Here is a 12,265-nt window from a genome sequence, read left to right as displayed (position 1 = left end):
ACTAAAGTGCTGAAAATTTCAGCACTTTTTTTGTTTCCGGCTATAACAGATTGTCCAGTGCCTTATCCAGGTTTTTGTATTTGAACTGAAAGCCGTTATCCAAAACTTTCTGCGCACTCACCTTTTGACTTTCAAACAGCAAAAGATGCATTTCACCCAGCAGCAGTTTCATTAACAAACGCGGCGTATTGGGCAGCACGATATCTTTTTGAAGGGCTTTTGCTATCGCCTTCATCAATTCGTTATTGGTAACCGGATTGGGCGCCACAGCATTATACACACCGCTCCAGTTGTTCTGAACCGCGAAATAGATCATGTCTGCCAGATCGTGTATATGTATCCAGGAAAAATATTGTTTGCCGGAGCCGAAACCGGAACCGATTCCCATTTTTACCGGCCTTACCATACTGGGTAAAGCACCACCCTGGCCGGACAATACCAGACCGAAACGCAGCTTACAGACCGCAATATCCAGTCTTTTGAATTGCTCTGCCGCTTCTTCCCATTTCAGGACCACATTACCCAGAAAAGTATCGCTCACCGCTTTTTCCTCTTCGCCATATACTGCCGTTAGACTATCCGGGTATATCCCGACAGCCGAAGCACTGATGATCTGTTTAACCTGATTGGGATTGTTTTTAAGTGCCTTATACAGCACATTAGCCGATAGGATCCGGCTTTCGATAATTTCTTCTTTATAGGAACTTGTCCAGCGTTTGGATATCGAGGCTCCAGCCAGATGGATAATGACATCCACACCCAGCAGGCAGTTTTCATCGATTAGCCCCTGTTCCGGGTTCCAGAAAAACCCCTGATACAACGCTTCTCCTTCAATTTTCTTTTTGGAAGTGGTAAGATAATGAATCGCTACACCGTTTTGTAACAGCAACGAAACCAATTCTTTCCCTACTAAACCGGTAGCTCCTGTAATTAAAACTTTCATATTTCCTCTTTCTTTTTACTGATTATAAAATGATTCGAGCCTGCTTTCAAAACTGCTTCATCCATTTCATTTTCAGCTTTTTATTACAAATTTATATGCAATAAGAATAATATGAAAGCTATTTAAGTTAGGTTTAACTTTATAAAATCAGCAGCAGAATCCTACTTGATTCTCACACTCCATTCAAAATCCATTTCAGAAACCTGATCCCCTTTTTCATCGGTTCCGATCGATTTCATCCAGAAGGTCTGCCCTTCACCGGTAGCGACCGTTTGCTTAATCGCTTCTTCAATTAAATGACCGTCATTGCACACAAAAGTTATTCTCCCTTTTGCCTTTTTGGAAAAGTTCCCTTTATTATTCGCCACCAGCATGGATATTTTTTTGCCGCTTTGCTGTATCTGGTACATCACCAATGCACCTGTTGTCAATTCGGCCGCCATGGCCTGAACCGCAAAATACATCGAGTTAAAAGGATTCTGGTTAATCCAGCGATGCTTTACCGAAACCTGACAGGAAGCAGCCGAGATCTTTTTAACCCTGACACCACTCCAAAATGCCGATGGTAATTTAAAGAATAAAAAGGTATTTAATTTTGACGGGGTAAATTCCATAGCTGTTGTTTTTTCTATAAAAATACAAAAAATACTATGCAATCATACAAAATTTAAAAATGTTAAATAAAAGTTAAATTAATGTACTATGCATTGCAAGATACTTTCTTTTAGCCATATATTTGCATAAGAAAATAATAGCTAATCAATAGTATTATTTGAAATCATCATCAATCAATCATCAATCATCAATCAAAAAACGAACTATTATGACAACAACTAATGAAAAGAACACCGCTACAATATTACACTTGAGTACTTTAACTCAGTATTTTATTCCGTTTGGCAATTATTTCTTTCCTATTTTAATATGGGCTTTAAAAAAAGACAAATCGGATTTTGTAGACTATAATGGAAAACAAACATTGAATTTTCAATTGAGCATGTTATTATATTCACTGGTTTTATTATTAATTGCTGTTCCGATACTTATTTATGTAGTATTTAAAAATGTATCCTTCAGCAGCTTTGAAAACGGTGACTTTATAATGGATCACATTTCAACCGGGAACATAACCGGGATCGTTATCATCGCAGTAGCAGCGGCGATTCTATTCGGGGTATTAAAAGTAGTGGAGTTTTTCCTTGTCATTTATGCCGCTGTAAAAAGCAGCAACGGACAACGCTACCACTACCCGTTAGCCATTAATTTTTTAAAATAAAAATACAATCATCAATCACATCAATCATCAATCAAAAAATGAACAGTTTAATCCAAAAAAAGAAATTCTATGAACATTGAGAACACCAAAGCTCAGATGCGTAAAGGAATTCTGGAGTTTTGCATCCTTTCGGTAATAAAAGAAAAAGATGCCTATACTTCTGAAATTCTGGACACTCTAAAAAACGCAAAACTCTTAGTAGTTGAAGGAACAGTATATCCGTTGCTGACACGATTAAAAAATGACGGTCTTCTTAATTATCGTTGGGAAGAATCCACTTCCGGTCCGCCGAGAAAGTATTACAGTCTGACAGAAGAAGGACAAGAATTTTTAAAAGAATTGAATAATACCTGGACAGAATTATCTGATGCAGTAAACATTATAACTAGCCAAAACTAATAGTCATGAACAAAACAGTAAGTATAAATTTAGGAGGTTTTTTCTTTTATATGGATGAAGACGCCTATCAGAAATTAAACCGCTACTTCGATGCTATTAAGCGCTCGCTTTCTCCGGATGGCAGAGATGAAATCATGAATGACATTGAAAGTAGAGTTGCCGAACTTTTATCTGAAAAACTTTCAAGTGAGAAACAGGTTGTAGGCTTAACCGAAATTGATCAGGTAATCACTGTAATGGGACAACCTGAAGATTACAGAATTGAAGATGACGCTAACGAATCCAATACAACTTATACGACCTATAACAGTACGTCCGGTTCCAAAAAACTATACCGTGACAAAGAAAAAGGATTATTAGGTGGTGTAGCGGCAGGTTTTGGCCACTATTTGGGAATTGATCCGCTTTGGCTGCGAATCCTGTTAATCGTATTGGTTTTCGCCGGATTCGGAACAGGTATCGTTGCCTATATCATTCTATGGATTTTAATCCCGGAAGCCAAAACAACTTCTGAGAAATTAGAAATGACCGGTGAACCGATCACAATCTCGAATATCGAAAAGAAGGTTCGTGAAGGTTTTGGCGAGATTTCCGAAAAAATCAACAATCTGGATCACCAGAAAATAGCCGATAATGCCAAAACCGGAGCCACGAAAGTAGCAACAACCATTGAAGATGTTTTCATGACGATCTTTAGAGTTTTTGCCAAAGCCATTGGCGCTTTCATTGTGCTTTTCTCATTCATGAGTTTAATCGGGGTTGCTATTGCTTCCATAATGATGATCTTTACGGCAACAATGCCGGATACACCCTGGTTTAGTTATATGAACGCTTCAAACTATACCGATCTGCCGATGTGGTTTTTAGGCATCCTGATGCTGCTGGCTATTGGTATTCCACTTTTCTTCTTCTTCTTATTGGGATTAAAGATTTTAGTGAACAATTTGAAATCCATCGGAAGTATTGCGAAATTTACCTTGCTAGGTGTTTGGATCATCTCGATAGTGGTGTTCATCTATGTAGGAATCCGTCAGGCAACCGAAGTGGGCTTTGAAGGTAAAGTTGTTCAAAAAGAAAACTTAGCTATTGCTGCAAACGATACCTTAAATATCAAAATGCGTTTTAATGATTATTTCTCTAAAACAGCCGACAGTAATACCGACTTCCGTTTTGTACAGGATTCTGCTCAGAATGATGTGATCTATTCGAACAACATTGAGATCCATATCTTAAAGACTTCGGAAGAACCGTACATGCAGATTGAAAAAATATCGGAAGGAAAATCGCTTTCTGATGCCAGACAAAGAGCTGAAAAAATAAAATATAATTTTGAAAATCAAGGAAATACTTTAATTTTAGATAATTATTTATTAACCGGTATGGCTAATAAATACCGTCACCAGAAAGTCCTTATTTATCTTTATCTTCCGGAAGGTGCCATTATCCACCCTTCAGAAAATGTAGACAATTATCTGGAAAACCATTATTCAAACTATTATTTAAACGAGGACAGTGACCAGTATTATTACAGAATAGAAAAAGAAGAATTAAAATGCCTGAACTGCCCGCCGGAAGAAAACAGCGAGGAATCAGATGAAGAAAACCCGGACAGCACTTCTACCTCAACGACGGTAACCATTAACGGAAAAGGCGTTCAGATCAAAGAGGCTTCTAAAAAAGAAGTGACCAAAAGTGTTGAAGGTGTTGAGATCAAAGACAACAAAATCATTATCAATACAAAATAAAGAATAACTACCTGAAAGGACAGCTATCCCGAAACACAATTGCTGCGGATAGCTTTCTTTTCACAAAACAAATCAGGAATACCGGAATGAATCATTAATCAATCAAAAAACAAATGTCATGGTCAAATTAGTCATTCACATCACCAAAGTAATCGTAGCAGCCATAGTTGCTTTACTTTTCAGTTCCTGTAACAACTTCTCCATCAGCGGACTTAACAAAGTTGAAGGCAATGGTAATGTCGTTACTAAAACAAGAAATGTTCCGTCCAATTTCACTGCCATATCTGCCAGCCGCGGATTAGAAGTGATCCTTGAACAGAGTCCGGATACAAAAGTGACGGTAGAAGCAGATGAAAACCTGCAAAGCCACATTAAAACAGAAGTTGTAAACGGCGAATTACGAATAACTTCCGATGCCAATATCAAAAATGAGAAAGCAAAAAAAGTATATGTAAGCCTTCCGAAATTAGATTCTTTTGAAGCTTCAAGCGGTTCTTCCGTGAGCAGTAAAAATGTACTGAAAAATAATGCAATGGCTTTTTCTTCCAGCAGCGGCAGCCGGATTGTCATTAAAGTGGAAGCCGAAACCGTTAGCTGTGAAAGCAGCAGCGGAAGCAGTATCAAAATCAGCGGAAAAGCCTCCCGTTTAGACTCTGACTCTTCCAGCGGAAGCAGTATCGATGCCAAAGCACTGACTGTAAAAGATGCCGTAGCCGAATCCTCCAGCGGCAGCAGCATTACGCTAAATACCTCACAGAGTTTAACAGCAGAAGCATCCAGCGGAAGTTCTGTAAACTATATCGGAACTCCCAACAACCTTATCAAAAAATTAAGTTCAGGAGGCAGTATTTCCCAGGAATAAGCCACATCCTAAATAGCTAAAGACATCTCTGCTTCAGGGATGTTTTTTTTTACCTTTTCCTCAGAATAATTACATTTTCTAAATAAAAAAATACATATTAACTTACATAAGTGTAACAAAAAAGTTAAAATCAAGTCCTATCCTTATACACTCAATCAAAAAACAATATATCATTATGGAATTAGTTATTAAAGATTTAGACAAAAAATACAGCAATGGTGTACATGCCTTAAATAATGTTTCATTAACCATCAAAAAAGGAATGTTCGGATTACTGGGCCCTAACGGTGCCGGGAAATCTTCCTTAATGCGAACACTGGCTACTTTACAGGATGTCGACAGCGGTTCGGTTACCTTAGGCGACATCGACGTACTGAACGACAAACAATCGGTTCGTAAAGTATTGGGCTACCTGCCGCAGGAGTTTGGCGTTTATCCCAGAACTTCCGCTGTAGAATTATTAGATCATCTTGCCCTATTGAAGGGCTTTAGCAATAAATCCGACCGTAAGGAAATCGTTGAACAATTATTAGTGAATGTAAACCTTTGGGATCACCGCAAAAATGCCGTGAGCAGCTATAGCGGCGGTATGCGCCAGCGTTTTGGAATCGCACAGTGCCTGATCGGTAATCCGCAGCTGGTTATTGTTGACGAACCAACAGCCGGACTGGATCCGGGAGAAAGAAACCGTTTTTACAACATTCTGAGTGAAATTGGAGAAAACACCATCGTTATCCTTTCCACACACATTGTACAGGACGTACGGGAATTGTGTACCCAAATGGCGATCATGAACAAAGGTCAGGTACTGTTTAGCGGTGATACCGATGATGCCTTATTGGAGATCAGAGGAAAAGTATGGGAACGCAAAATCGCCAAACATACGTTACAGGATTATCAGAATGAGTACAAAGTAATCTCGAACAAATTAGTGGGCGGTCAGCCCCTTATCCACATATTTTCCGAAACAACACCGGGTGACGGTTTTGTTGCAGCCGAAGAGAATCTTGAAGATGTATTTTTTGCAAAATTAAACGAGCTTGTCTAACTGCCTAACCGAAACTAAACAGTAAAATTATGTGGAAATTTATACGATACGAATTAAAATACTGGCTTAAATCGCCAATGACCTGGATCTTTCTTTTTATCAATACACTATTGGTATTTTTTGCCATTGCATCAGACAATGTCAGTATTGGCGGCGGTGTAGGGAATGTTTTAAAGAATTCTCCTTTTGTTATCCAGAACTATTATGCGGTAATGTCTACCATCTGTTTGCTAATGACAACAGCCTTTATGAATGCCACTGCAAACAGAGATTTTCAATACGGCATGCACCAGTTTGTTTTCTCTTCTCCGATTCAGAAAAGGGATTATTATTTTGGAAAATTCATCGGGGCAACCCTTGTTTCCCTTATTCCGATGCTTGGAGTCTCCATCGGGGCTTTATTGGCTCCGCCACTGGCACAGGTATTCGACATGAGTCCGCCGGAACGTTTCGGTGCCATTATCTGGGACGGACACCTTCAGGGCTTATTAGTCTTCGGAATTCCGAATGTTATCATCTCCGGAGTATTGCTATACGGACTGGCTATTATTTTCAGAAGCAATATCATTTCTTTTATAGGCGCCATGCTGATCCTGGTGTTCTACGGGGTTTCACAAGGTTATACCAGAGATATTCAAAAAGAATGGCTGGCAAACATCCTGGATCCGTTTGGTACGCAGCCTTTTGGCATCATGACCAAATACATGACCGTTGCCGAGAAAAACCTGCATGCCATAGGACTTGAAGGCGATGTTTTAATAAACCGTTTGATCTGGCTGGGAATAAGTCTTGCGATACTGTTTGTTATCTATTTCCGTTTTTCATTCAATACCAAAAAGGAAAAGCCTAAAAAAGAAAAGGAAAAAACACCTAATGAGCTGTCAAAATTAAATCCGAGTTTTATTCTTAAAACACCGGAAACATTCCGGTTTTCGATGGGCAGCTTCTGGAAACTGACGGTATTTGAGTTAAAGGCGATCATTAAAAACCCGACTTTTATCATCATTGTTGTAATTGGTCTTGCGAACCTGGTAGCAGGTCTGACGAGCTTTACAAGCCTGTATGGAGTAAAACAATATCCGGTGACCTATGATGTGGTCGATACTATTTCCGGTTCATTCGATATTTTTGTTATCGGTTTTATTACGTTCTATACCGGTGTTTTGGTGTGGAAAGAACGCGATGCCAAAATTAACGAAATACAGGATGCTACTCCTGTAAAAACGGGTTTCCTGTTTTCTTCAAAACTGCTAGCCATCACTCTTTCGCTTGCGCTGGTGCTGTGCTGTGCTATTGTTATCGGGATCATTGCCCAAACCTTCCAGGGGTATTACAAATACGAACCGGGTGTATATATCAAGTCTTTATTAGTCCTGAAATTATCCCGTTTTACCTTTATGATCGTACTATCCCTTTTCTTCCACTACCTGATTAACAACCGTTATATTGCCTATTTTGCCTTTGTGGCTTTTGTAGTCGTAAACAGTTTTATCTGGGGCCTACTGGAGATTGACAGCAACATGTTATCGTTTGGGGCAACACCGGATATTAAATACTCTGACATGAATGGCTACGGACCTTTTATTCCTTCCATAACATGGTTTCGTATTTACTGGACATTGTTCTGCCTTATTTTATGCTTTGTCATTACTGCTTTTTACATTCGCGGCAAAGAATCACAATTCAAATACCGCTGGAAAAAGGCCAAAGTTTCTTTTAGCGAAAGCAAACTGCCGCTTTCACTAAGCATACTCGCGTTCCTGCTTTGCGGTGGTTTTGTGTATTACAACACCCAGGTCCTGAACACTTACGATTCTTCCAAACAAATGGAAAACAAACAGGTGGCCTACGAAAAGAAATACAAAAAATTCGAACACCTTATCCAGCCGCGTTTTTACAAATTTGATTACAACATCGACCTTATACCGAAAGAACGCAGCATGTCGGCAAAAGTAGAAGCCTGGGCCAAAAACAAATCGAATACACCAATTAAAGAACTGCATTTTACAATGCCGGAACTAACGGACAGCATTACCATAAGCATTCCGGGAGCGAAATTAAAAGTAAAGGATACCGATTTAAGCTACCGGATTTATACGCTGGAAAAACCATTGGCTCCGAATGATTCGATAAAAATCAGTATTGCGTTATCTAAAATCACCAAAGGTTTTGAAAACGAAGTGAGCTTTACCCAGCTAACGCAAAACGGAACGTTCTTTAACAACAGCGATTTCATGCCTACTTTCGGCTACAATAACGGTTATGAAATTTCCGATAAAAACAAACGTGTCAAACTGAAACTTCCGAAACGCAACAGAATGCCGAAACTAAACGAATCGGATCTGGTGGCCAGAAGTAATACATACATCAGCAACGATTCGGACTGGGTTGAAGTAACCACTACTTTAAGCACCGAACCGGATCAGATTGCCATTGCACCAGGTACCTTATTAAAAAGCTGGGATGCAAACGGCAGAAAATATTTCCGTTACAAACTGGACAAACAGTCTTTAAATTTCTATTCCTTTATTTCTGCCCGATACCAGGTGGCCCGCGAAAAATGGAACGGTATCGATTTAGAAGTTTACTATGACAAGCAACATGCCTATAATGTTCCGAACATGATGAAGAGCATGAAAAAATCACTGGAATACTACACGCAAAACTTTGGTCCGTATTACCACAAACAATGCCGCATCATTGAATTCCCGCGATATGCCAGTTTTGCGCAGGCATTTCCGGGTACGATGCCTTATAGTGAAGGGATTGGTTTTATTGTTGATCTTAGAGAAGTTACCAAAGACGACATTGACCAGGTATTCTATGTAGTTGCACACGAAATGGGACACCAATACTGGGCACACCAGGTTTGTGGAGCTAATATGCAGGGAAGCGAAATGATGAGCGAAGGATTCTCGCAGTATTCGGCTTTAATGGTGATGGAAAAAGAATATGGAAAAGACAAAATGAAGAAATTCCTGAAATATGAAATGGACCGTTATTTAAGCGGCAGAAGTTCCGAATTTGAAGCAGAACGTCCTTTGATGAAAACAGAAAGCCAGCAGTATATCCATTACAACAAAGCCAGTGTGGTGATGTACTACCTTAAGGAAATGGTGGGTGAGCAAAATGTAAATACAGCTTTAGCCAACCTGATTAAATCCTATGCCTATAAAAATCCGCCTTACCCGACTTCCATCAATGCGGTTAACGAATTCCGGAAAGTAACACCGGACAGTTTAAAATACCTGATTCGTGATATGTTTGAAAACATTACTTTATTTTCAAACAGGGTGACCGAAGCTAAGTATAAAAAACTGGGCGCAGAATATGAAGTGACCTTTAAAACGTCTTCCGAAAAATTCCGTTCGGATTCCTTAGGTATCGAAACAAAAATGCCAATAGCCGATTATATCGACGTGGCTGTTTTTGCCAAACCGGAAGGAGAAGCCACCACCGGAAAAGTGCTGGCCTACAAACGCTATAAGATTACCAAAAAGGATAACACCTTCACATTCAAAACAAAAGAAATACCTGCACAGGCCGGTATTGATCCTTACAATTATCTGATAGACCGTATACCGGATGATAATATCAAATCAGTAACCGAATAACTTCCGAATATCCGTTTCAAAACATTTAGAAACGGATATTTTTTTGCCTAAATTTGCGCTTCAAATATTTATAGTTCATGAAAAAAACGATTTTATTATTTGCCCTACTGCTTACTACTGCCTTTTCTTTTGCTCAGAAAAAAGAAAAACTAAAAGGTTCTAAAATTGTAACGGTTACCCAAAAAGACGTTGATAAATTTGAAAGCCTGGAATTCGAAGACAATCTTGAAGTATTCCTTGTAAAAGGCGACAAACAGGCTTTGGAAATTGAAGCCGATGACAACCTGCACGAAGCGATTAAAGCCGAAATGTACGGCAGTACTTTACGGATATATACCGATAAAGACATCACCAATGCTAAAAAACTAAGCGTTCGCGTTACCTATACCGACAATCTTAAAATGATTTCTGCTAAAAATGAAACCAAGTTAAATGCCCTGGCAGATTTGCAGCTGGATAATGTGACCGTTAAGAATTTTGATTATTCCAAGTCATACCTGAATGTAAAGTCTTCTGTTTTTGCGCTGATCATGAATGACAAAAGTAAAGCAGAGCTAAACATTAAAGCAGAATCGGCAACGATTGAATTAAGCAAAAATGCCGAATTAAAAGCTTTAATTGCCGCAGCAGAATCTAAAATTGACCTGTACCAGAAAGCTACCGCCACATTGGAAGGTGATTCCGGTATCTCTAAAATAAGACTGGACAATAATGCTGTTTTAAATGCTAAAAAATTCGCTGTTACCGATATGGAGCTAATCAGTGAATCGTATACCAGCAGTTATGTAAATGCTTTAAAAACGATCAGTATTTTTGCCACAGGAAAATCGGAAATACAACTATTCGGAACGCCTAAGGTAGATATGAAAAACTTTGCCGATAACGCGACATTATACAAGAAATTACAATAACAAAAAAGCCCCGGAAATCCGGGGCTTTTTTATGCTTTATTGGGAGTATTTACTCTTGAGAAGCCAAATATCTTTCGGCATCAAGTGCCGCCATACAACCTGTTCCGGCAGCAGTGATTGCCTGACGGTACACATGATCGGCAGCATCACCGGCAACAAAAACTCCCGGTACGCTGGTTTTGGACGTTCCCGGCTCGTTGATGATGTAACCCGTTTCATCCAACCGGATATATTCTTTAAAGATTTCCGTGTTCGGCTGATGACCAATCGCTACGAAGAACCCTGTAACCGGAATTTCTTTTAATTCTCCGGTTGTTCTGTTTTTAACACGAACAGCCGTTACCACCTGTCCGTCTCCGATTACCTCATCCGTTTCCGTATTCAACAGGATTTCGATATTTTCCGTTTTGCGAACCCTGTCTTCCATGATTTTGGAAGCTCTGAATTTCTCGCTTCTCACTAACATGGTCACTTTTTTACATAACTTGGAAAGATAGTGTGCTTCTTCACAGGCACTGTCACCTGCTCCAACGATAATTACTTCTTGGTTTCTGTAGAAGAATCCGTCGCAAACAGCGCAGGCAGAAACACCGCCTCCTAATTGTAAATATTTTTGTTCTGATGGCAATCCTAAATATTTTGCAGAAGCTCCGGTACTGATAATTACCGTTTCACAGTGAATTTCTTTGGTATCGTTAATCCACACTTTGTGAACAGGTCCGGAAAAATCAACTTTGGTAGCCCAGCCGTCACGAACATCTGTTCCAAAACGTTTTGCCTGCTCCTGTAACTGCACCATCATTTCCGGTCCGGTTACCCCATCCGGATAACCCGGAAAGTTTTCTACTTCATTCGTTGTTGTTAATTGTCCGCCGGGTTGTGTCCCTTGGTATAAAACAGGATTCATGTTTGCTCTGGCTGCATAAATAGCTGCAGTATACCCTGCAGGTCCCGAACCGATAATCAAACATTTTACTCTTTCGATGGTATCTGACATAATTCTTTGCTTTATTTTTTTTAGATAGCAAATGTAAGTTTTAATTAAAAAAGTTTTACACAAAACAGATTAGTTTTAACTATTCTAAAATAAAAATGATTTATTTCAAAAAAAGATTTTGGAAATTAAAATTAAGTTCTATATTTGCACCCACAATTACAGAACACACGGGGTGTAGCGTAGCCCGGTCATCGCGCCTGGTTTGGGACCAGGAGGTCGCAGGTTCGAATCCTGCCACCCCGACGAAAAGCTCTAACGAAAGTTAGGGCTTTTTTTGTTTATTTAAGTTGCTCTCCTTAACAATGTTCCGGAAGCTCTAAAAAATCATACCGGAAATAGTTCAAACTTGTCCTGATTGAGTCGTCCTAAAATAGGTTGACAGATTTTAGAATAAAAATATATTAACCAGTCAGGCTTACCTGGCTGGTTTTTTCATGTATAAAATTAGGTGTTTTCATCATTAAACTCAA

At 39.3% G+C, this 12,265-nt stretch carries 10 protein-coding genes and 1 tRNA gene; 8 read left to right on the top strand and 3 right to left on the bottom strand.

The features are described from left to right. Nucleotides 1–40: 40 nt before the first annotated feature. Together BGO42_RS08730 and BGO42_RS08725 are read right to left on the bottom strand one after the other, a co-directional pair. A complete protein-coding gene (locus tag BGO42_RS08730; protein ID WP_177732950.1) occupies nucleotides 41–943 on the bottom strand; it encodes a TIGR01777 family oxidoreductase in 903 nt (300 codons plus the stop codon). A 161-nt stretch (nucleotides 944–1,104) separates the two neighbouring features. Next, nucleotides 1,105–1,557, bottom strand: a complete 453-nt coding sequence (locus tag BGO42_RS08725) for a DUF4442 domain-containing protein (RefSeq protein ID WP_273246789.1) — start codon at nucleotides 1,555–1,557, stop codon at nucleotides 1,105–1,107. Nucleotides 1,558–1,766: 209 nt separating this feature from the next. On the opposite strand from BGO42_RS08725, the gene BGO42_RS08720 reads away from it, so the two are divergent. From BGO42_RS08720 to BGO42_RS08690, 7 genes are all read left to right on the top strand, one after another. Further along, entirely contained in the window at nucleotides 1,767–2,219 is a 453-nt protein-coding gene (locus BGO42_RS08720) for a DUF4870 domain-containing protein (protein ID WP_177732946.1), read from the top strand. Between the two features lie 69 nt (nucleotides 2,220–2,288). Beyond that, on the top strand, nucleotides 2,289–2,618 hold the full coding sequence (locus tag BGO42_RS08715; protein ID WP_177732944.1) for a PadR family transcriptional regulator: 330 nt from the start codon (nucleotides 2,289–2,291) through the stop codon (nucleotides 2,616–2,618). Between the two features lie 5 nt (nucleotides 2,619–2,623). Next, nucleotides 2,624–4,363 (top strand): PspC domain-containing protein, encoded by a 1,740-nt coding sequence (locus tag BGO42_RS08710; protein ID WP_273246788.1) that lies wholly within the window; start codon nucleotides 2,624–2,626, stop codon nucleotides 4,361–4,363. A 118-nt stretch (nucleotides 4,364–4,481) separates the two neighbouring features. After that, nucleotides 4,482–5,225: a head GIN domain-containing protein gene (locus tag BGO42_RS08705; RefSeq protein WP_273246787.1), complete on the top strand. Its 744-nt coding sequence runs from the start codon at nucleotides 4,482–4,484 to the stop codon at nucleotides 5,223–5,225. A gap of 175 nt (nucleotides 5,226–5,400) precedes the next feature. Next, on the top strand, nucleotides 5,401–6,273 hold the full coding sequence (locus BGO42_RS08700; protein ID WP_177732938.1) for an ABC transporter ATP-binding protein: 873 nt from the start codon (nucleotides 5,401–5,403) through the stop codon (nucleotides 6,271–6,273). A 29-nt stretch (nucleotides 6,274–6,302) separates the two neighbouring features. Beyond that, nucleotides 6,303–9,887, top strand: coding sequence for an ABC transporter permease/M1 family aminopeptidase (locus tag BGO42_RS08695; RefSeq protein WP_273246786.1), 3,585 nt, complete (start codon nucleotides 6,303–6,305; stop codon nucleotides 9,885–9,887). Nucleotides 9,888–9,964: 77 nt separating this feature from the next. Beyond that, complete coding sequence (locus BGO42_RS08690; protein ID WP_273246785.1) at nucleotides 9,965–10,798, top strand: GIN domain-containing protein; 834 nt, start codon at nucleotides 9,965–9,967, stop codon at nucleotides 10,796–10,798. Nucleotides 10,799–10,847: 49 nt separating this feature from the next. On the opposite strand, the gene trxB is transcribed toward BGO42_RS08690, so the two are convergent. Further along, a complete protein-coding gene (gene trxB, locus BGO42_RS08685) occupies nucleotides 10,848–11,795 on the bottom strand; it encodes a thioredoxin-disulfide reductase (protein ID WP_273246784.1) in 948 nt (315 codons plus the stop codon). Between the two features lie 168 nt (nucleotides 11,796–11,963). Here trxB and BGO42_RS08680 point away from each other — a divergent pair. Further along, nucleotides 11,964–12,038 (top strand) — tRNA-Pro (locus BGO42_RS08680). Nucleotides 12,039–12,265 lie beyond the last annotated feature (227 nt).

The sequence above is a fragment of the Flavobacterium sp. 40-81 genome, from assembly GCF_001898245.1.
Lineage (GTDB): Bacteria > Bacteroidota > Bacteroidia > Flavobacteriales > Flavobacteriaceae > Flavobacterium > Flavobacterium inviolabile.
The sequence above is the reverse complement of the archived record's forward strand: the minus strand, read 5'-3'. Positions and strand labels throughout refer to the sequence as shown.

Coding starts and splice junctions, on each gene's coding strand:
- BGO42_RS08730 (WP_177732950.1), bottom strand. CDS start 943: ATGAAAGTTTTAATTACAGGAGCTACCGGTTTAGTAGGGAAAGAATTG.
- BGO42_RS08725 (WP_273246789.1), bottom strand. CDS start 1,557: ATGGAATTTACCCCGTCAAAATTAAATACCTTTTTATTCTTTAAATTA.
- BGO42_RS08720 (WP_177732946.1), top strand. CDS start 1,767: ATGACAACAACTAATGAAAAGAACACCGCTACAATATTACACTTGAGT.
- BGO42_RS08715 (WP_177732944.1), top strand. CDS start 2,289: ATGAACATTGAGAACACCAAAGCTCAGATGCGTAAAGGAATTCTGGAG.
- BGO42_RS08710 (WP_273246788.1), top strand. CDS start 2,624: ATGAACAAAACAGTAAGTATAAATTTAGGAGGTTTTTTCTTTTATATG.
- BGO42_RS08705 (WP_273246787.1), top strand. CDS start 4,482: ATGGTCAAATTAGTCATTCACATCACCAAAGTAATCGTAGCAGCCATA.
- BGO42_RS08700 (WP_177732938.1), top strand. CDS start 5,401: ATGGAATTAGTTATTAAAGATTTAGACAAAAAATACAGCAATGGTGTA.
- BGO42_RS08695 (WP_273246786.1), top strand. CDS start 6,303: ATGTGGAAATTTATACGATACGAATTAAAATACTGGCTTAAATCGCCA.
- BGO42_RS08690 (WP_273246785.1), top strand. CDS start 9,965: ATGAAAAAAACGATTTTATTATTTGCCCTACTGCTTACTACTGCCTTT.
- trxB (WP_273246784.1), bottom strand. CDS start 11,795: ATGTCAGATACCATCGAAAGAGTAAAATGTTTGATTATCGGTTCGGGA.